The 19,555-nt window shown below is 62.1% G+C and carries 12 protein-coding genes, 2 tRNA genes and 3 rRNA genes; 4 read left to right on the top strand and 13 right to left on the bottom strand.

Annotation, left to right across the window (positions count from 1 at the left end; genetic code table 11):
* The first annotated feature begins 11 nt into the window (after positions 1–11).
* Positions 12–2,657 carry an aminopeptidase N gene (pepN, locus tag DSM104440_RS02620; RefSeq protein WP_171160463.1) on the top strand — a complete coding sequence of 882 codons (2,646 nt, stop codon included), beginning with the start codon at positions 12–14 and terminating at the stop codon, positions 2,655–2,657.
* Here the strand turns inward: pepN and DSM104440_RS02615 are convergent.
* From DSM104440_RS02615 to DSM104440_RS02600, 5 genes are all read right to left on the bottom strand, one after another.
* Positions 2,613–3,719 carry a glycosyltransferase gene (locus DSM104440_RS02615; RefSeq protein WP_171160462.1) on the bottom strand — a complete coding sequence of 369 codons (1,107 nt, stop codon included), beginning with the start codon at positions 3,717–3,719 and terminating at the stop codon, positions 2,613–2,615. The genes pepN and DSM104440_RS02615 overlap by 45 nt on opposite strands.
* A gap of 142 nt (positions 3,720–3,861) precedes the next feature.
* Complete coding sequence (locus tag DSM104440_RS19460) at positions 3,862–3,990, bottom strand: hypothetical protein (RefSeq protein ID WP_281357026.1); 129 nt, start codon at positions 3,988–3,990, stop codon at positions 3,862–3,864.
* Positions 3,991–4,026: 36 nt separating this feature from the next.
* Complete coding sequence (locus tag DSM104440_RS02610; RefSeq protein WP_171160461.1) at positions 4,027–6,039, bottom strand: caspase family protein; 2,013 nt, start codon at positions 6,037–6,039, stop codon at positions 4,027–4,029.
* 21 nt (positions 6,040–6,060) lie between these two features.
* On the bottom strand, positions 6,061–6,891 hold the full coding sequence (locus tag DSM104440_RS02605) for a hypothetical protein (protein ID WP_171160460.1): 831 nt from the start codon (positions 6,889–6,891) through the stop codon (positions 6,061–6,063).
* 14 nt (positions 6,892–6,905) lie between these two features.
* A complete protein-coding gene (locus DSM104440_RS02600) occupies positions 6,906–8,681 on the bottom strand; it encodes an adenylate/guanylate cyclase domain-containing protein (protein ID WP_246212136.1) in 1,776 nt (591 codons plus the stop codon).
* 251 nt (positions 8,682–8,932) lie between these two features.
* On the opposite strand from DSM104440_RS02600, the gene DSM104440_RS02595 reads away from it, so the two are divergent.
* Positions 8,933–9,292, top strand: coding sequence for a YciI family protein (locus tag DSM104440_RS02595; protein WP_171160458.1), 360 nt, complete (start codon positions 8,933–8,935; stop codon positions 9,290–9,292).
* 84 nt (positions 9,293–9,376) lie between these two features.
* Here DSM104440_RS02595 and rrf read toward each other — a convergent pair.
* The 6 genes from rrf to tyrS all read right to left on the bottom strand — a co-directional run bounded on the left by rrf (position 9,377) and on the right by tyrS (position 16,222).
* Positions 9,377–9,490 (bottom strand): 5S ribosomal RNA (gene rrf, locus DSM104440_RS02590).
* Positions 9,491–9,638: 148 nt separating this feature from the next.
* A 23S ribosomal RNA gene (locus DSM104440_RS02585) occupies positions 9,639–12,536 on the bottom strand.
* Between the two features lie 356 nt (positions 12,537–12,892).
* Positions 12,893–12,968 (bottom strand) — tRNA-Ala (locus tag DSM104440_RS02580).
* A 64-nt stretch (positions 12,969–13,032) separates the two neighbouring features.
* Positions 13,033–13,109 (bottom strand) — tRNA-Ile (locus DSM104440_RS02575).
* A gap of 89 nt (positions 13,110–13,198) precedes the next feature.
* Positions 13,199–14,736: ribosomal RNA gene (locus tag DSM104440_RS02570) — 16S ribosomal RNA — on the bottom strand.
* The 16S, 23S and 5S rRNA genes sit together here with 2 tRNA genes alongside, the layout of an rRNA operon.
* A 280-nt stretch (positions 14,737–15,016) precedes the next feature.
* Positions 15,017–16,222, bottom strand: coding sequence for a tyrosine--tRNA ligase (gene tyrS, locus DSM104440_RS02565; protein WP_171160457.1), 1,206 nt, complete (start codon positions 16,220–16,222; stop codon positions 15,017–15,019).
* A 33-nt stretch (positions 16,223–16,255) separates the two neighbouring features.
* Here tyrS and DSM104440_RS02560 point away from each other — a divergent pair, with 33 nt between their 5' ends.
* Positions 16,256–17,620: a M23 family metallopeptidase gene (locus tag DSM104440_RS02560; protein ID WP_171160456.1), complete on the top strand. Its 1,365-nt coding sequence runs from the start codon at positions 16,256–16,258 to the stop codon at positions 17,618–17,620.
* Position 17,621: 1 nt separating this feature from the next.
* On the top strand, positions 17,622–18,713 hold the full coding sequence (locus tag DSM104440_RS02555) for an anhydro-N-acetylmuramic acid kinase (RefSeq protein ID WP_171160455.1): 1,092 nt from the start codon (positions 17,622–17,624) through the stop codon (positions 18,711–18,713).
* A gap of 52 nt (positions 18,714–18,765) precedes the next feature.
* On the opposite strand, the gene erpA is transcribed toward DSM104440_RS02555, so the two are convergent.
* Both erpA and DSM104440_RS02545 read right to left on the bottom strand, forming a co-directional pair.
* Positions 18,766–19,119: an iron-sulfur cluster insertion protein ErpA gene (gene erpA / locus DSM104440_RS02550; protein WP_171160454.1), complete on the bottom strand. Its 354-nt coding sequence runs from the start codon at positions 19,117–19,119 to the stop codon at positions 18,766–18,768.
* Between the two features lie 25 nt (positions 19,120–19,144).
* Positions 19,145–19,552, bottom strand: a complete 408-nt coding sequence (locus DSM104440_RS02545; RefSeq protein WP_171160453.1) for a bactofilin family protein — start codon at positions 19,550–19,552, stop codon at positions 19,145–19,147.
* Positions 19,553–19,555 lie beyond the last annotated feature (3 nt).

Below are 19,555 nucleotides of genomic sequence, written 5' to 3'. Positions count from 1 at the left end.
GTTCCTGCCGCATGCGTGACCCGAATCCGCAGCCCGTCCTGCTGAAGGACTACGCGCCTCCGCCGTACCTGATCGATCGCGTCGAGCTCGATGTCGACGTGCGCGAGCCCTGGGCGACCGTGCACGCGCGCCTCGCGGTGCGCCGCAATCCGGGGTCGAAGGACACGGGGCGAACGCTCGTCCTCGATGGAGAGCACATCGAGCTGCTGTCGGTCGCGATCGACGGGCGCGCGCTGGCGGCGTCCGAATACAAGGTCGATGCGCAGAACTTGCGGCTCGAGTCCGTGCCCGACGCCTTCACGCTCGAGACGCGCGTTCGCTTCGACCCGTGGAAGAACACGCGCCTCGAAGGGTTCTACGCGACGAAGGACGGCCTGTTCACGCAATGCGAGGCGCAAGGGTTCCGCTGCATCACGTACTTCGTCGATCGTCCCGACGTGATGGCGAAGTACCTGGTGACGCTGCACGCGGACAAGGAACGCTTCCCGCGGTTGCTCGCCAACGGCAACCTCGTGGCGAGCGGCGACGAGGAAGGTGCTCGTCATTGGGCGCGCTGGGAGGATCCCTTCCCGAAGCCCTGCTATCTCTACGCGATGGTTGCGGCGAAGCTCGATCTCCTCGAGGGCTCGTTCACGACGCGCTCGGGCAAGAACGCGCTGCTGCAGGTGTACGTCGAGCCGGGCAAGGTCGACCAGGCCGGGTTCACGCTGCACGCGCTCAAGAAGGCGATGCAGTGGGATGAATCCGTGTTCGGCCTCGAGCTCGACCTCGATCGCTTCATGATCGTCGCCGTGGGCGACTTCAACATGGGCGCGATGGAGAACAAGGGCCTCAACATCTTCAACACCAAGTACGTGCTCGCCCGTCCGGACACCGCGACGGACATGGACTACTACCTGATCGACCGCGTGGTGGCCCACGAGTATTTCCACAACTGGACCGGCAACCGCGTGACCTGCCGCGACTGGTTCCAACTCTCGCTCAAGGAAGGCCTCACGGTCTTCCGCGACCAGGAGTACGGCGCCGACGAGTATTCGCGCGCGGTGGCCCGCATCCAGGATGTCCGCAAGTTACGCGAGGTGCAGTTCGCCGAGGACGCCGGTCCGATGGCGCATCCCGTGCGGCCCGACACGTACGTCGAGATCAACAATTTCTACACCCCGACCGTCTATGACAAGGGCGCGGAAGTCGTGCGGATGATCCACACGATCATCGGCAAGGCAGCGTTCCGGCGGGGGATGGACCTCTACTTCGAGCGGCACGACGGCCAGGCCGTGACGTGCGACGACTTCGTGCGCGCCATGGAAGACGCCGCGAAGGTCGACCTCACGCAATTCCGCCGCTGGTACTCGCAGTCGGGAACGCCGGTGGTGGCATGCCGCGGTGAGTACGACGCCACGGCGCAGAAATACACGCTGACGGTGAAGCAGTCATGCCCGCCCACGGCCGGCCAGCCGGAGAAGCTGCCGTTCCACATTCCGATGGCGGTGGGCCTCGTGGCCGCCGACGGCGCGGACATGGCGCTGCGCCTCGAGGGCGAACCGCGGGCCCAGGGCACAAACCGTGTCCTCGACGTTCGCGAAGCCGAGCAGCGCTTCGTGTTCGTTGATGTTCCCTCGATGCCGGTGCCTTCACTCCTGCGGGGCTTCTCGGCCCCGGTCGTGCTGCGCAGCGACTGGAGCGATGCCGACCTCACGCACCTCATGGCCTACGACAGCGACGCATTCAATCGCTGGGAAGCCGGCGACGTGCTCGCCACGCGCATCATCCTCGCCGGCGTGAAGGCGATTCAAGCCGGAAACGTCCCCGAGATTCCGGCCGCCTACATCGACGCCATCGGCCGCGTGCTGGTCAATGCCGCGCGCGATCCCGCGTTCGCCGCGGAATGCCTCGCGCTGCCGGCCGAATCGTTTCTCGCCGAACAGATGGACGTCGCCGATCCCGACGCAATCCACGTAATGCGCAAGCGCGTCATTCGCATCCTCGCCACGCGCTATCGCACGCGCTTCGAGGGTGCCTTCCGCCATTTCTCGGTGCCGGGTGCCTATTCGCCCGACGCCGGCGCCGCGGGCCGCCGCGCATTGCGCAACGCGGCCCTCGCGTACCTCATGGAGCTCGATGATTCCACCGCTCGCGCGCTCACGTTCCTCGAGTACCGCCGCGCCGAGAACATGACAGACACGATGGCCGCGCTGCAGTGCCTCGCGAACTCCAGCGGCGCGGAGCGCGAGCGCGCGCTCGGAATGTTCTTCGAGAAGTGGAAGGACGAGGCGCTGGTCGTGGACAAGTGGTTCCGCGTGCAGGCGACGTCGGAACTCGCCGGAGCGATCGACCGCGTGCAGGCGCTGCTCAAGCACCCGGCTTTCACGCTCGCCAATCCGAATCGCGCGCGATCGCTTCTCTTCGCGTTCGCACGGGCGAACCCGGTGCATTTCCACGCGGCCGACGGCAGCGGCTATCGCTTCGTCGCCGAACAGGTCGTGGCGCTCGACGCGCTCAATCCGCAGATCGCCTCGGGGCTCGCACGCTCGTTCGATCGCTGGAAGAAGTACGACGCAGCCCGCCAGGGGCACGCGCGCGCGGCGCTGGAGTCGATCCGCACCCGCGACGCGCTATCGAACGACGTCCGCGAAGTCGTGGACCGCGCTCTCGCCTAGCGGCGACGGGTAGTCGGGCGCACCGCGGCGCACCGCCGCGAATGTCGCCTGGGGCCGCAGCGCGGCGCGTTCCAGGGCCACGCGTGCACGATGCCAGCGGCTCAGGAATTTCTGCTGCGTCATCCCCCCGAAGTACCACAGCCGCCGCGTATCCAGGCGCGAGCGCGCCGCCTCGTAGGCCGGCATGAGCTCGCGTTGGATGAGGGCCAACCACTCCTCGCGAATGGATGCCGTCGTGAAATCGCGTGCGCGCTGCCGCCCGTTCTCCACCATCGCGCGGTAGAGCGCCGGATCGGCGCGCAACCAGTCGATCGCGCGCACCACGTCCCAGTCATCACGCACCGCGAGGAAATCGAGCCGCGAACGGCGCTGCTCTTCGTAAGCGGGCTCGGGTGTGGCGAGCGCGGGAACCTCTCCGAGCCACGCGTTGTAGAGCTTCGTCGCGGGCTTGGTCGCGAGCACGGTCGCCGCTTCGGTGCGCGCCGCGAGCGCGACGTCCACGCCGCGGTAGTCGTGCCATCCCTTGCCGCGCGCTTCGAAACGCACGCCGCGTTCGCGCAATGCACGGTGAAACGCCGTCGACGTGAACCAGGCAGGTGCCGATGCGAGACGACCGAAGTACGCGAGCGTGGTGATGCGCTCGCCACGCCGGTCCTCGCGCGGCCGCAGCCCGGGTTGGGGCCAGAGCGGAATGAAGCGCTCGCGATCGCGTGGCGCGATGTGGTTCTGCACGATGGTGAAATCGCTCGCGCCCACGGGCGAGCGATCCGCGCGGACGATCACCAGGAACGAGCGGTGCGCCTCGCTATGGAATTCGTTGGCATCGTCCTTGTGGGCGATGCACAGCGTTCCGGGAACGAAGCGATCGGACACGCGTGCCTCGATCCCCAGCGTCTCGAGCGACGCACGCAACCGGAGGTACGTCTGCGCGATCCAGGAATTGCGGCCACCGACAAAACGCCAGGGCTCGCGGTCGATCGCGCTTTCATCGAGGCGCTCGATGTCGGGCCAGTCGCGGTCGCGATGGCGCAGCACGAAAGTAATTGCGGGTGATCGGGGCATGGTCGCGCCTGTGTGAACAGACGTTCGACCCGCGGCGATTCCCGTTTTATCCCGGCGTCGTTGTAAGCAATTCTTGCGTTTGCGGAGGGCGAAAAAAAAGGCCGCGCGAGGCGGCCGTTTTTTTCGATGCGCGTAAAAGCGATCAGTTCTTCTTGATCGCCTCGAGCATCTTGAAGATGGACTTCGGCGCGCCGTGGAAAAGGCGCTTGAACGCCTTCGGAAGGCAGCGGCGCTCGAGGGTGTTGCGGCGGGTGCGTTTGCGTTCGGCCATTTCAGACTCCCAAGTTCTTGAGACGGAATTATACCGTTAATTCAAGACTTTGGCATTCCCTTCGACAATCTCCCCCGGGGCCCGTGTTCCGTCGGCGCGAATGATCTCGCCCTTGGCGCGGGCGAGCCCGTTGTCGAACTCGCCTTCGAAGCGCGAGCCGTCGGTGAACCAGAAGACGCCCTTGCCCTGCGGACGGCCTTCCTTCACCTGTCCTTCGTACTTTGCGCCGCTCGAGTAGTAGTACGCGCCGTCACCGGAGAGCACGCCGCCGTTGATGTCGCCTTCATAGCGGTCCTTGTTCGAGAAGTGGTAGTTGCCCTTGCCCTGCGGCTTGCCGTCTACGAAGGGAGCCTCGATGCGGTCGCCGTCCCTGGTGAAGTAGCGGCCGCGGCCCTGGAGCTTGCCGAGGACCATCTCGCCTTCGTAGCGGTCGCCCGTCGCGAAGCGATAGACGCCGGTGCCATTGGGCCTTCCGTCGGTAAACGAGCCTTCGAACGTGTCGCCGTTCTTCGAGACGTAGGTTCCGCGGCCGACGATCACGCCGTTGAGCACATCTCCTTCGTACGCGTCGCCGTTCGAAAACTTGTACTTTCCCTTGCCGCTCGGGCGATCGTCGATGAACTCGCCTTCGTAGCGATCGCCGTTCTCCCAGTTGTAGAGACCCGCGCCGTGCTTCTGGCCTTCCTTGAACTCGCCCTGGTACTGGAAGGCCTTCGAGACGTACTCGCCCTTGCCGTGCAGCGCCGTGCCGCGCATGCCGCCGCGATAGATCGAGCCATCGGAGAATTCGATCTCGCGAACGCCCGGCGCGATTTCCCGGCCCGGTTGCTCGGGCGGCTTGGGCGTGGGCATTGCCGGCGCCGTGATCGCGGCCGACCGCGAAGGCGCGGTGGCTGCGGTGCTTGCGGGTGCGGCGGCCACGACTTCGGGTTTCGCCTCAGCCTTCGCGACGTCCTTCACAGTTTCGGCGCGTTGCGTCGCGGGCTTTGGTTCCACTGCCTGCGCGGGCGCGGTCGTCGCGGGAACTGTTGCCGCGGGTGAAGCCGGAGGCGATGCCGACGCGGGAGCCGCGCTCGCAGGTGCCGCCGCGACAACGCCCGGACGGAGCAGCGCATTGAGGCGATTGCGCGCGAGCGGCGAGAAGTTGCCGCTCGGATACTTGTCGAGATACGCCTGGATGTCGTCGGCACGCGTGGAGTCGCGAACGCTGATCCAGAACTCGCGCTCGATCTGCAACTGGCTGTCGGCGCTGGGCCCAGACGCAACGGCCGAACCGCCACTCGCGCGTCCCGTGGAGTTGAAGGCGAAGTCGCCCTTGAGCGAAGACGAGTCCCACGGCGTCTGCTGCTTCTTCGTCTCGCGCTCCACGCTTTCGCGCACGCGCTTGAACATGATCTCGACGGGAAGGTCGGGGACCTTGATGTTCTGGAGGATGTGCTTGGTGTAGATGCCATTGCGCCCGAAGCCATCCGCGGCAACCGAACCCGGTGCCGTGGCATACGCGATCAACGTTCCCGAAGGCGAGCTCATCTGCGCGAGGCCCGAGCTCGTCACCTTGAAGCTCGCGGCGAACGGGTTGTCGCGGCACGCGTCGAGGACCAGGAAGTTGAATCGTGTCTTTGCGCGATCCATGCGGTCGAAGATCTGGCCGATCTCCACCGAGAAGAATGTCACGTCTTCCTCGCTGCCCATCGCGGCGTCGATCGGGACGAGGTAGTTGCGGTCCTTGAACTGCATCGCGTGGCCGGCGTAGAAAAACAGCGCGGTGTTCGCGCCATCGAGCGCCGCGCCGAATTCGCGGATGGCATCGACCATGTCCTTGCGCGTCGTGTTCTCCCGGACGATCACCTTGAAGCCCAGCTCCTTCAACGCTTCCGAAAGATCGCGGGCATCGTTGACGGCATTACGCAGCGGGGCGGCCGCGTAGTTGTTGTTGCCGATGAGCAGCGCCACCCGGTCGGAGGCCGAGGCCACCGAGACGAGCATCGCGCAGGCAAGCGCGAGGAGGCGATTGGAAAAAGCGTTCATGAGCGAAAAATTATCGCTCATGGAGGGCTTCGGCGGGAGAGGCTATCGGGCGAGGGCGCCGAGCTCGGGGAGGTCGGTGCGCTCCTGGGCAAGCTTCGCCCAGGCCTCGCGAGCCTCCTGCGTGGCGCCCATCTCCTGCAGCAACAACGCGAACAGGAGCCGGTCGGAGAAGTCGGCCTTGTCGGAGGGGCGGCGCTTCTCGATCCTCTGGACCGCTTCGGACGGGAGCGTGTGGAATTTGCCGCTGCCGACCTCACCGGAGGCCGTGCTCACGACCCAGGTGTACTCGGCATCGGGCTTGAGCTTGGCGGGCACCTTGTAGGCGTTGCCCTGCGCCTTGGCATTCAGCACGGGCTTCTCGACGCCGACGACCGACAGCGACACTTCCGCCTGCGGATCGGGCGAGGCCCACTTCAGCGTTGGCTGGAGGGTCGCGATGTTGCCGGCGGTCGGATAGATGAGGCGCGCGGCGGGCTCGACCTTCGGCGGTGGAATGGAGCGCATGCGCACGCTCGCCGCGGAGGTCTGCGCCACCTGGACCAACACCTTGTTGCTCGCGCGCCATTCCGTGTTGCGCGTAACAGGCGGCACGCCGCTCGAGGCGGAGATCTCCGTGTCCTTCACGACGTAGTCAGCCGGGCCGCGCAGCACGTACTCCTTGCCGGTGGCGATGAACATCACCGCCGCGTGCGCGTCCTTGCCGAGGATGATCTTCTGGCCGCGCGTGAGCTCTGCCAGGACCGCGGGGCGAGTGTTCGCGTCCACGGCGACTTCGCCCTTCACGTTCGTGAGGAATGCGATTCCTTCGGACGCGAGGGCCGCCGAGGCGGCGAATGCTGCGATGAGGAGAATTACGCGCTGGATCGTTCTCATGTCGACCTCCGCTTTCAGGCTGCTGCCGGCGCCACCCGCATCGTGCGAATTCCCCAGACCTTCACCGGGCTGTGGCCTTTCACGCCATGCGTGCCCAGCGGATCGAAGTGGAATCGTTCGGGTTCTATCCTGCTCACGACGGACTCGGTGATGAGGATCTTGCGGCCGAGCTCTTTCGTGAGTCCTTCAATTCGTGCGGCGACGTTCACTGCGTCGCCGATCGCCGAGTAATTGTGCCGCTCCGACGACCCGATATTTCCGACCGTGACCGAGCCGTAGTTTACGCCGATTCCTATGGAGAGCGTCGGCAGTCCATCGCGCTCGAACTCGACATTCAATGCGTCGAGCTCGGCCATCATCGCGAGCGCGCACTGCACCGCGTCGCCGCACGGATCGGGCGATTTTCGCGGCGCCCCGAAGAGCACCATCATGCCGTCGCCGATGAACTTGTCGACCGTTCCATCGTATCGATGCACAGCGTGCACCATGCGGTCGAAGTAGCGCTGCAGAACAGTCGTCACGATCTGGGGGGGCATCTTCTCGGAGAGCGTTGTGAAATCCCGCACATCGCTGAAGAGGACGCAGATGTCCGCGAGCTGGCCGCTCAATCCGGGAGCGAGGTCTCCGTGAAGCATTTCCTTCATCACGGCCGGGCTCACCTGGCCCGCAAAGGAGCGCTGCAGGCGCAACCGCTCCACCACGGCCTCGGCCGCGTCGAAGATGCCTCGCGCGACCAGCGCGGTCCAGAAACACAGCACCACCGATGCGATGGGCAACAGCACCTGCGCGCTGCGAACCGTGGCCATGCTTGCTGCGAGCAGGGCCAGCGGGATTCCGACGAACGCGAGCGCGACCGTCCTCGGCCGCCAATGGATGAGCACGGCCAGCGCGGCAACCGCGCAGAGGATCCAGCGAATCCACTCGGGTACCGGTTTCAGCAGCCCGTTGGCCAGGTGGCTTCGCAGAACCTGCAGGTGGATCACGACGCCGGGCTGGCTCAATTGCAGCCGGCGCGCTGCTTCCGTGATCTGCGCGGATCGCTTCGCTTCGTCCGGTAGTTCGATCAGCTTCACGGGAAAAATCCAGCGATCCGTGGTCCCGATGAGACTGCCGATGAGCACGATGCGCCCGCCGAAGGCCGCTTTCAATTTTGCTTCGTCGCCCGCATCGCTCCACTCCGCGACTTGCTGGATGGGTATGTAGCGTACGAGGGGATGCCCAACGCTGAAGTCGATGTAGCCCTCCTCCACGGGCCGACCCAACCCGCGCAGGATCTGTCCCGCAAGCGTCGGCACGGCTCCCGACGACGCAGCCAGCTCGCGCTCGCTGAAGCGCCGCGAGACCGAGTCCGGGTCGTTGAATTGCCGGTCGATACCCAGGTTCTCCGGCCCGACGATGCCACGGAAATTCTCCTGCACCGGTACAAGTTCGCCCGTGCTGTTCACCCCCTGGACGTAGACCAGCACTGTCGAGCGCTTGATGTCGAAGAGGCCGCGCATCAACGCCCGATCGATCCCCGGCATGATCGCGTCGAAGGATCGCTCGGGAAGGACGACGTCGACGCCGACCGCGGCGGGCCGCGCCTTCGCAAGTCCATGGAATACGCGCGCAAAGTGGCGATGCCACAGCGCGATGGGCTCGGTGAAAACCTGCTCGGTTTCGTCGTCGGTGCCGATCAGGACCACGTCGTCGGCGATGGGTCGCGGGAAGTACTCGCGCAGGAGCCGCATCTGCGCATCGAATGCGAGGCGCTCGCCGTCGGCGAAGAGCGATTCGGCCGGGCGCGGAATCGTCGCGGCGGCGATCGCGATGAGCGCGACGAGGCAGAACAGGAACCCGCCCTTCAGCCGCGGCGACGAGCGCAGGCGACCCCCGAATCGGGCGAGCCGGGCGGCCAGTGCGGCAGAGTACGTCGTGCGCTCGGTTGCGATATCCCCTCCGGGCGGAATGAGGTCGCGATTTTTGAGGCTATTCTAAGTGTCGATTCGGGGAGCCGCCATTCGTCTAGCTAGGGCCCACCCCGGGCTACAAGGAGAACGACATGGAATACATGATCCTGATCTACGGCGACGAAGGCGCCTGGGCCCGCATGGATGAGTCCCAGCTCAACGCGGCCTACGGCGAGTACATGGCGTACACGCAGGAGCTTGTCTCCGCCGGCGTCCTTCGCGGCGGCTCGGAGTTGAAGCCCGTATCGACCGCCACGACCGTGACCGCCCGCGGCGGAAAGATGCGCGCGACCGACGGCCCCTACGCCGAGACGAAGGAACAGCTGGGGGGTTATTACCTCATCGACGTCGCCAATCTCGACGAAGCCGTGAAATGGGCCGGAAAGTGCCCGGCTGCGAAGGAAGGCTACTGCGAAGTGCGGCCGCTCAGTCCAAGTCCTCCGCCAGCCTGATTTCGGCAGCGAGCGCATGTTCGGGGCGCTCAAAAAAGCAAAAAGCCCGACTTCTGAATGAAGTCGGGCTTTCTGTTTGTAAGGCCCTGGCGATGACCTACTTTCTCACGGGCAATCCGCAATATCATCGGCGCGGCGTCGTTTCACGGACCTGTTCGGGATGGGAAGGGGTGGGGCCAACGCGCTATGGTCGCCAGGAATTCTGTCGAGTTCGTTGAGTCGGTGTGTTGAGCTCAACGCGCTCATGTTCGGGATGGATAGAAGGTGTTGCTGGGCGAGGCATTGCTGCCTGCATTTTGGTTCTTGGTTTTGCGTTGCAGGACTCACAAGCTTTTCGCAAGGTTATAGAGTCAAGCCACACGGGCAATTAGTACCGGTCAGCTAAGGACGTTACCGTCCGTGCACACCCGGCCTATCAACGTGGTGGTCTACCACGACCCTTCAGGGAGGTCGAGCCTCCGGGAGATCTCATCTTCAGGCGAGTTTCCCGCTTAGATGCTTTCAGCGGTTATCTCTTCCGTATATAGCTACCCGGCAATGCCACTGGCGTGACAACCGGTACACCAGGGATACGTCCACTCCGGTCCTCTCGTACTAGGAGCAGCCCCCGTCAAATCTCCAACGCCCACGGCAGATAGGGACCAAACTGTCTCACGACGTTTTGAACCCAGCTCACGTACCACTTTAAATGGCGAACAGCCATACCCTTGGGACCGGCTACAGCCCCAGGATGTGATGAGCCGACATCGAGGTGCCAAACTCCCCCGTCGATATGAACTCTTGGGAGGAATCAGCCTGTTATCCCCAGAGTACCTTTTATCCGTTGAGCGATGACCCTTCCATTCAGAATCACCGGATCACTATGACCTGCTTTCGCACCTGCTCGACTTGTCAGTCTCGCAGTCAAGCCACCTTATGCCATTGCACTATGAGTACGATTTCCGACCGTACCTAGGTGACCTTCGCACTCCTCCGTTACTCTTTGGGAGGAGACCGCCCCAGTCAAACTGCCTACCATGCACGGTCCCCGACCCCGTCAAGGGGCCCAGGTTAGAACCGCAACGTCGTCAGGCTGGTATTTCAACGTTGGCTCCACCGAGTCTGGCGACCCGGCTTCAAAGCCTCCCAGCTATCCTACACAGACAGCGTCACAGTCCAATGCAAAGCTACAGTAAAGGTTCATGGGGTCTTTCCGTCTAGCCGCGGGGAGATTGCATCTTCACAAACATTTCAACTTCGCTGAGTCTCAGGAGGAGACAGTGTGGCCATCGTTACGCCATTCGTGCGGGTCGGAACTTACCCGACAAGGAATTTCGCTACCTTAGGACCGTTATAGTTACGGCCGCCGTTTACCGGGGCTTCGATCAAGAGCTTGCACCCCATCACTTAACCTTCCGGCACCGGGCAGGCGTCACACCCTATACGTCGACTTCCAACGTCTTAGCAGAGTGCTGTGTTTTTGATAAACAGTCGCAGCCACCGATTCTCTGCGGCCTTTCTCGGCTCCCCCTGTACGGGTTCACCTACCAAAGGCACACCTTCTTCCGAAGTTACGGTGTCAATTTGCCGAGTTCCTTCTCCTGAGTTCTCTCAAGCGCCTGAGAATTTTCATCCTGCCCACCTGTGTCGGTTTGCGGTACGGTCCCAACGGGCTGAAGCTTAGTGGCTTTTCCTGGAAGCAGGGTATCCGCGACTTTGGAGAGCAAGCTCTCCTCGTCCCGCGCCTCAGCATTGACCCCCCGGATTTCCCTAAGGGATCTGCCTACACGCTTCACCGGCACATCCAACAGCCGGTTCGCATAACCTTCTCCGTCCCCACATCGCACCCGTCGGCGGTTCTGGAATATTGACCAGATTCCCATCAGCTACGCGTCTCCGCCTCGCCTTAGGGGCCGACTCACCCTGCGCCGATGAACGTTGCGCAGGAAACCTTGGGCTTTCGGCGAGCGGGCCTTTCACCCGCTTTATCGCTACTCATGTCAGCATTCGCTCTTCCCATACCTCCAGCAACCCTTACGAGTCACCTTCGCAGGCGTAGGGAACGCTCCTCTACCACCGATGGATTGCTCCATCGATCCGCAGCTTCGGTTATCGGCTTGAGCCCCGTTACATCTTCCGCGCAGGACGACTCGATCAGTGAGCTATTACGCTTTCTTTAAAGGATGGCTGCTTCTAAGCCAACCTCCTGACTGTCTGTGCCTTCCCACTTCGTTTTCCACTTAGCCGATATTGGGGACCTTAGCTGGCGGTCTGGGTTGTTTCCCTCTTGTCCCCGGACGTTAGCACCCGGGGACTGTCTGCCGTGCTCGAGCTCTACGGTATTCGGAGTTTGCAATGGTTTGGTAAGCCTATAGCGGCCCCCTAGCCATAACAGTGCTCTACCCCCGTAGGCAATACACGACGCACTACCTCAATAGTTTTCGAGGAGAACCAGCTATCTCCGGTTTTGTTTAGCCTTTCACCCCTATCCACAGCTCATCCCCGACCTTTTCAACGGGCGTGGGTTCGGCCCTCCAGTGGGTGTTACCCCACCTTCAGCCTGGCCATGGATAGATCAACCGGTTTCGGGTCTACGCCGCGCTACTGAATCGCCCTATTCAGACTCGCTTTCGCTTCGCCTTCGGCATCAAGCCTTAAGCTCGCAACGCAACGTAAGTCGCTGACCCATTATACAAAAGGTACGCCGTCACCCGGATTGCTCCAGGCTCCGACTGTTTGTATGCATGCGGTTTCAGGATCTATTTCACTCCCCTCCCGGGGTTCTTTTCGCCTTTCCCTCACGGTACTGGTTCACTATCGGTCGATTACGAGTATTTAGCCTTGGAGGATGGTCCCCCCATCTTCAGACAGGATTTCACGTGTCCCGCCCTACTTGTCTCGAGCTCAGTTCCACGCATTCGTTTTCGCGTACGGGGCTATCACCCGCTATGGCCGGACTTTCCAGACCGTTTCGCTAACGCTCGCGCTAAAGCTCGAAGGCTCTTCCCATTTCGCTCGCCACTACTTTGGGAATCTCGGTTGATTTCTGTTCCTGCGGTTACTGAGATGTTTCAGTTCTCCGCGTTCGCTCCTTCGCTCCTATGTATTCAGAGCGAGGTGACCCTATGACGGGCCGGGTTTCCCCATTCGGAAATCTGCGGATCAGCGCCCATTTGCCGGCTCCCCGCAGCTTATCGCAGGCTGTCGCGTCCTTCGTCGCCTGTAATCGCCAAGGCATCCACCACATGCACTTATTCGCTTGACCCTATAACCTTGCCGCCCCCCTTGCGGGGAGCAGGTCCGAGGTAAAGTTCCTCGCACCACGCAGCTATAGTTCTCTCGCGCGCTTGTGCGTCCATCAAAACAAACGAGTTTGATGAACATGCAATACATCACCCAGTCGTGTGATCGCGCCCCGGTTCTTAAACACTTTGCACGCTGTAGCGGATATCCCAGGCAATCGCTTGCCACGGGCATCCACGCGCAAAAAGAACCACGCGAACACACCACCTTCTAATCCCGAATTGTTAAAGAGCAGCCGATCGATGACTTCAATAAAGAAGCATCGAGGAGCACGCGCATACACGCACTCTCCGATGCACCCTCAACACAGAACAAAACTGGTGGAGCTGGACGGGATCGAACCGACGACCCCCTGCTTGCAAAGCAGGTGCTCTCCCAACTGAGCTACAGCCCCGCTTCTCGCCTCCCCTAGCGCCTCTTCTTCTTTTGATCGCGCCCTCCAGGACCCCACGCAAAGTTGGTGGGTCTGGATGGATTCGAACCATCGACCCCCGCCTTATCAAGACGGTGCTCTAACCAACTGAGCTACAGACCCGATTCCTGGGCGCTCTCGCACGCTAAGAAACAACCGATAGATGGTGGGCGCTGCAGGTAAAACCGCTGCGGCGACAATCTCTTCTCTAGAAAGGAGGTGATCCAGCCGCACCTTCCGATACGGCTACCTTGTTACGACTTCACCCCAGTCACGAATCTCACCGTGGTCGGCGCTCCCCTTGCGGTTAAGCGACCGGCTTCTGGTGAAACCCGCTCCCATGGTGTGACGGGCGGTGTGTACAAGACCCGGGAACGTATTCACCGCGACATGCTGATCCGCGATTACTAGCGATTCCGACTTCATGCAGTCGAGTTGCAGACTGCAATCCGGACTACGACGCGCTTTGTAAGGGATTGGCTCCAGGTCGCCCCTTCGCAGCCCTCTGTACGCGCCATTGTATTACGTGTGAAGCCCTACCCATAAGGGCCATGAGGACTTGACGTCATCCCCACCTTCCTCCGGTTTGTCACCGGCAGTCTCATTAGAGTGCCCAACTAAATGTGGCAACTAATGACAAGGGTTGCGCTCGTTGCGGGACTTAACCCAACATCTCACGACACGAGCTGACGACAGCCATGCAGCACCTGTGTTCCCGTTCCCTTTCGGGCACACCCGAATCTCTTCAGGCTCCAGGACATGTCAAGGGTAGGTAAGGTTTTTCGCGTTGCATCGAATTAATCCACATAATCCACCGCTTGTGCGGGTCCCCGTCAATTCCTTTGAGTTTTAACCTTGCGGCCGTACTCCCCAGGCGGTCGACTTCACGCGTTAGCTTCGTTACTGAGAGTGTCAAACCCCCAACAACCAGTCGACATCGTTTAGGGCGTGGACTACCAGGGTATCTAATCCTGTTTGCTCCCCACGCTTTCGTGCATGAGCGTCAGTGTCAGCCCAGAGACCTGCCTTCGCCATCGGTGTTCCTCCTGATATCTACGCATTTCACTGCTACACCAGGAATTCCAGTCTCCTCTGCCGCACTCCAGACTCCCAGTCCCAAACGCCATTCCCAGGTTAAGCCCGGGGATTTCACGTCTGGCTTAAAAGCCCGCCTGCGCACGCTTTACGCCCAGTAATTCCGATTAACGCTCGCACCCTACGTATTACCGCGGCTGCTGGCACGTAGTTAGCCGGTGCTTATTCTTCCGGTACCGTCAGTAGTCACGGATATTCACCGTAACCGTTTCGCTCCGGACAAAAGAGCTTTACAACCCGAAGGCCTTCTTCACTCACGCGGAATGGCTGGATCAGGGTTGCCCCCATTGTCCAAAATTCCCCACTGCTGCCTCCCGTAGGAGTCTGGGCCGTGTCTCAGTCCCAGTGTGGCTGATCATCCTCTCAGACCAGCTACCGATCATCGCCTTGGTAAGCCTTTACCTCACCAACAAGCTAATCGGACATCGGCCAACCCAATCGCGCGAGGCCTTACGGTCCCCCGCTTTCCTCTCCCGAGCTCATGCGGTATTAGCCTGGCTTTCGCCAGGTTATCCCCCACGACTGGACATGTTCCGATGTATTACTCACCCGTTCGCCGCTCGCCGCCAGGGTTGCCCCCGCGCTGCCGCTCGACTTGCATGTGTAAAGCATTCCGCCAGCGTTCAATCTGAGCCAGGATCAAACTCTTCAGTTCAATCCATTTAAAACTCACTCGAATCACTTGGATTCAAAAGTGAGCACTGCAAGCATTGCTTTATCCGAGATCCCCACAACACGCTTCGCACCCATAACAGGCACCCACGTGAAGCAGGCTCGCAACAACGCCCACAACACCCACCTCTATCGGCTGTAACTTGTTAAAGAGCATGTCGACCAAGCCGGGCGAATGAAACCCCCAGCTCGACCAACGAAGCCGACTATTCTAGCCGGGTTCGGGACCTCGGTCAACAGCCGAATAGCACTGCCGGCAAAGGCTATGCCGCCCGCTTCAGGGTGACGCGGGCGAACTTGCGCTTGCCCACCTGCAGGACGTAGGTACTTCCGACCGGCAGTTTCAGCGCCTTGTCGCTCACCTTCTCGCCATTCACCCGGACGCCCCCCTGCTCGATCATGCGGATGGCCTCCGACGTGCTCGGGCACACGCCCGATGACTTGAGCACCTGGACAAGCGTTGCATCGCCGCCTGGAGCGTCGATGAACTGTTCCTCAAGGTCGTCCGGTACGCCGCCATGGCGAAAACGGGATTCGAAGTTCGCCAAGGACGCCTCGGCAGCCGCGCGATCATGGAACCGTGCAACGATCTCCTGCGCGAAGCGCACCTTGATGTCCCGCGGATTGGCGCCCTCACCCACCGATCGCTTCCAGGATTGGATAGTCGCAAGCGATTCGAACGAGAGCAGTTCGACATAGCGCCACATCAGCTCATCCGAGATCGACATCAGCTTGCCGAACATGTCGTCGGGCGGCTCGTTGATCCCGACATAGTTGCCCAATGACTTGGACATCTTCTCCGTGCCGCCAATGCCCTCGAGCAGCGGCATCGTGAGGATCACCTGTGGCTCCTGCCCAAAGTCCTTCTGCAATTCGCGTCCCACGAGCAGGTTGAACTTCTGGTCGTTTCCGCCCAGTTCGACATCCGCGCGCATCGCCACCGAGTCGTATCCCTGCATCAATGGATAGAAGAACTCGTGGATCGAGATGGGGCGTTGATCGGCGAAGCGCTGCGAGAAATCGTCCCGCTCGAGCATGCGTGCCACCGTGTACTTCGACGCAAGGCGAATCATTCCTGCCGCGCCGAGCTTCTCGCTCCAGACGGAGTTGAACAGGACTTCGGTCTTCGCGGGATCAAGAACCTTGAAGACCTGCGCCTTGTATGTCTCGGCGTTCTCCGCGATCTGCTCGGGCGTGAGGGGCGGTCGCGTCGCATTGCGCCCACTCGGGTCGCCGATCATTCCCGTGAAATCGCCGATCAGGAACATCACGTGGTGCCCCATGTCCTGGAACTGGCGCATCTTGTTGAGCAGGACCGTGTGGCCCAGGTGAAGATCCGGTGCCGTGGGGTCGAACCCAGCCTTCACTCGCAGCGGCTTGCCGCGCGCCAGCTTCCGCTCGAGGTCCTCCACGAGCAGGAGTTCGCTGGTTCCGCGCCGGATTTCGGCGAGATCGGACGACTGAGTCATTGATTTGATTCCGTTTTTCTTCGGATTGCGGGGATGTTTCTGGTATCCTGCGACCAGTTCATGCAGGACGATGCAATGCTTGCCCAAAAGGCGGACATTTTAGCGCAGCGCTCGGCTCGCCTCAGACCATTGCGGCAGGTCACGGCCGCTGCCTTGCTCCTCGTAATGCCGGCGCTCGGCGTAGTAACCGCCTTTGGCGTAGCCCCCGCGACGGTAACGCACCGCCACGAGGTAGCGATCGTCGAGCAACCCATCTCGCTGCCGCTTCCCGAGCAACAGAACCTCTCCGTGGCACGTTTTGTCGCCCAGGAGCGTGTTCTCAGGGGAGACACGGTTGCCGCATTGTTCGATCGCCTCGGCGTTCGCGATCCGCGCGCCCTGGAGTTCCTTCGCGGCGACGCGAAGGGACGGATGATCTTTCGCCAGCTCGTGCCCGGCAAGCTTCTCCAGGCCGAGACCGGTCCCGAAGGCGAGTTGCTCGCGTTGCGCTATTTCCTCGGGCCCCAGGGTCTGCTCGAAATCATGCGGACTCCCGACGGATTTGTAGCCAATGAACGCGCGATCGCCGATCCGCCGCGCGTGTTCCACAAGGCTGCAACGATCCAGTCGTCCCTTTTCGCAGCGACGGATTCGGTGGGCATCCCGGACGCCATTGCCATGCAGATCACGCGGGTCTTCGCCACGGACATCGATTTCCATAGCGACCTTCGCAAAGGCGATCGCTTCACGGTCGTCTACGAGATGCTCTACGACTCGGGTGAGCTGGTGACTGCGGGCCGCATCCTCAGTGCCGAGTTCGTGAACGACGGACGGCGCTATCACGCCGTGCTCTTCCGGGACGACGAGGGCAACGAAGGCCACTACGATCTCGACGGCACGAATCGCGCAAAGGCTTTCCTGCGATCACCGGTGGAGTTCTCGCGCGTGAGCTCCGGCTTCGGCGCCCGTTTTCATCCCATCTTCAACAACTGGCGTGCACACACCGGTGTCGATTTCGCCGCGCCTCGGGGCACGCGCGTGTTGGCGGCAGCCGACGGACACGTGATTGGCGCGGGGTGGCGCAACGGATACGGCAATGCGGTCGAGATCAAACACGGCGGCAGTATCACGACGCTGTACGGACACTTGTCTGGTTTCGCGCCAGCGATTCGCACCGGCGCGCGCGTTCGACAGGGCGATCCCATCGGATTCGTCGGCGCCACGGGTTGGGCCACGGGACCGCATCTTCACTACGAGTTCAAGATCTCCGGCGCCCATCAGGACCCGATGAAGGTCGCGTTGCCGAAGGCCACGCCGGTACCTGCCGCTTCGAAGGCTCGCTTCGACGCCACTGCGACTGAGGCGCGCACAACGCTCGGACGCGTACGAACCGCGGCCAACGCTTTGCGCTTCGACTGACGTGACGCCGCTGTACGCCGGCGTGATGTCGGGCACGAGCCTCGACGGCGCGGATGCCGCTATCGTCGACTTCGAGCATTCGCCACCGCGCACCGTCGCCTTCGCCACGATCGATTTCGCGCCCGACCTTCGCAAGCGGTTGCTCGCGTTGAACTACGCCGAGACGGATTCCCTGGACGCGTCCGCAGAGGCCACGATCGACCTTGCAGAGGCCTACGCTGCGGCGGTGCGCGAGACCATGGCGCGCGCGAGCCTGGGACGAGAGCGGATCGCGGCGATCGGATGTCATGGACAGACTGTTCGCCATCGTCCCGAACGCGGATTCACCATCCAGCTGAACGATCCCGCGCGGCTCGCCGAGCTTGTTGGCATCGACGTCGTCGCCGATTTTCGTCGCCGTGACATGGCCGCCGGTGGCCAGGGCGCGCCACTTGCGCCCGCGTTCCACGATCACGTTTTCCGCCACGCCACAATCGCCAGAGCGATCGTGAATGTAGGTGGAATCAGCAATGTGTCCCTACTCGTTCCCGGAAAACCTCACACTGGATTCGATTGCGGACCTGGCAACGTGCTTCTCGATGCGTGGGCGCAGCGACACCTGGGCACGCCCTACGACGAGGATGGAAAATGGGCAGGAGGGGGCAAGGTGGAGCCTCGGTTCCTCGCGAGTCTTCTTGCCGATCCGTTCTTCGACAAGCCGCCGCCGAAGAGCACGGGGCGCGAGCTCTTCAACCTCGAGTGGCTGGACGCGAAGGTTCCGAAAGGCACCACCGCGCAGGACATCCAGGCGACCCTGCTCGAAGCGACGGCCCGATCCATCGCCGACGCTGTCGCTCGATACGGTGCGGTTGTTGGTGAGGTTGCGCTGTGCGGAGGGGGAGCTCGCAACCCTGCATTGCTCTCACGCGTGCGCGAGCTGTGCAAGCCCGCGAGGGTCACCACCACCGACACGCTGGGTATTCCCAGTGGCCACGTGGAAGCCGCGGCGTTCGCCTGGTTTGCGATGAAGTGCCTCCGCCGCGAAGCCATCGACCTGCGCGGCGTCACGGGGGCGAACGGTCCGCGAATCCTCGGCGCGATCTACCCGGCCTGAAAGCACGAAGGGGAGCCGCGGCTCCCCTTCGATCGATGCTGAGCGGTGAAAATCAGACCGTGAACGACGATCCGCAGCCGCACGTGGATACGGCATTCGGATTCTTGATCACGAACTGCGCGCCCTCCAGTCCCTCGGTGTAGTCGATCTCCGCACCCATCAGGTACTGGTAGCTCATCGGATCGATGAGCAGGCTCACGCCGTTCTTCTGCATGACCGTATCGTCTTCGTTGGTCATCTCGTCGAACGTGAAACCGTACTGAAGGCCCGAACAACCGCCGCCAGTGACAAACACTCGCAGCTTGAGGTCGTTGTTGCCCTCTTCCTCGATGAGCGCCTTCACCTTGTTGGCCGCGCTCTCGCTGAAGAGAAGCGGATCGGGCAACGCAGTGGTCATGTCATTCATTTCCGTCTCCTGTTCGTCGCTTGATTCAGTCGGCGCCGCCCGTGGCGGGCTTCAGCTCGACGACCTTGTCGCTTTTCTGGGGATTTTCGTAGACCAACTGGCCCATCACGATCGCCCCAACGTGAATCTCGATGGATTTGTACGAGACATTGCCTGTGACCCGCGCCTTGGGCAGAAGTTCGACGTACTCGGAGGCACGAACCGGCCCGGCAACAGTGCCGTTGATGACCACGTGCGCGACGTTGATCTCGCCCTCGACCTTCGCGAGCTCCGAGAGCACGAGAGTGCCGGGCTTGCTGCCCGTCGCAGTCACGTTGCCCTTCACGCTTCCGTCGATTCGCAATCCGCCCGTGAAGGAGATATCCCCTTCGATCGTCGTACCGGCACCGATGAGACTGTCGATCGGGCTCGAATTGTTGGACTTACCGAACATTGA

This window comes from Usitatibacter palustris (assembly GCF_013003985.1).
GTDB lineage: Bacteria > Pseudomonadota > Gammaproteobacteria > Burkholderiales > Usitatibacteraceae > Usitatibacter > Usitatibacter palustris.
The sequence above is the reverse complement of the archived record's forward strand: the minus strand, read 5'-3'. Positions and strand labels throughout refer to the sequence as shown.

Excerpts from the sequence above, each read along its gene's own strand:
- pepN (WP_171160463.1), top strand. The coding sequence starts at position 12 with ATGCGTGACCCGAATCCGCAGCCCGTCCTGCTGAAGGACTACGCGCCT.
- tyrS (WP_171160457.1), bottom strand. The coding sequence starts at position 16,222 with ATGACTCAGTCGTCCGATCTCGCCGAAATCCGGCGCGGAACCAGCGAA.
- DSM104440_RS02610 (WP_171160461.1), bottom strand. The coding sequence starts at position 6,039 with ATGAGCGATAATTTTTCGCTCATGAACGCTTTTTCCAATCGCCTCCTC.
- DSM104440_RS19460 (WP_281357026.1), bottom strand. The coding sequence starts at position 3,990 with ATGGCCGAACGCAAACGCACCCGCCGCAACACCCTCGAGCGCCGCTGC.
- DSM104440_RS02560 (WP_171160456.1), top strand. The coding sequence starts at position 16,256 with ATGTTTCTGGTATCCTGCGACCAGTTCATGCAGGACGATGCAATGCTT.
- DSM104440_RS02615 (WP_171160462.1), bottom strand. The coding sequence starts at position 3,719 with ATGCCCCGATCACCCGCAATTACTTTCGTGCTGCGCCATCGCGACCGC.
- DSM104440_RS02605 (WP_171160460.1), bottom strand. The coding sequence starts at position 6,891 with ATGAGAACGATCCAGCGCGTAATTCTCCTCATCGCAGCATTCGCCGCC.
- DSM104440_RS02595 (WP_171160458.1), top strand. The coding sequence starts at position 8,933 with ATGGAATACATGATCCTGATCTACGGCGACGAAGGCGCCTGGGCCCGC.
- erpA (WP_171160454.1), bottom strand. The coding sequence starts at position 19,119 with ATGAATGACATGACCACTGCGTTGCCCGATCCGCTTCTCTTCAGCGAG.
- DSM104440_RS02545 (WP_171160453.1), bottom strand. The coding sequence starts at position 19,552 with ATGTTCGGTAAGTCCAACAATTCGAGCCCGATCGACAGTCTCATCGGT.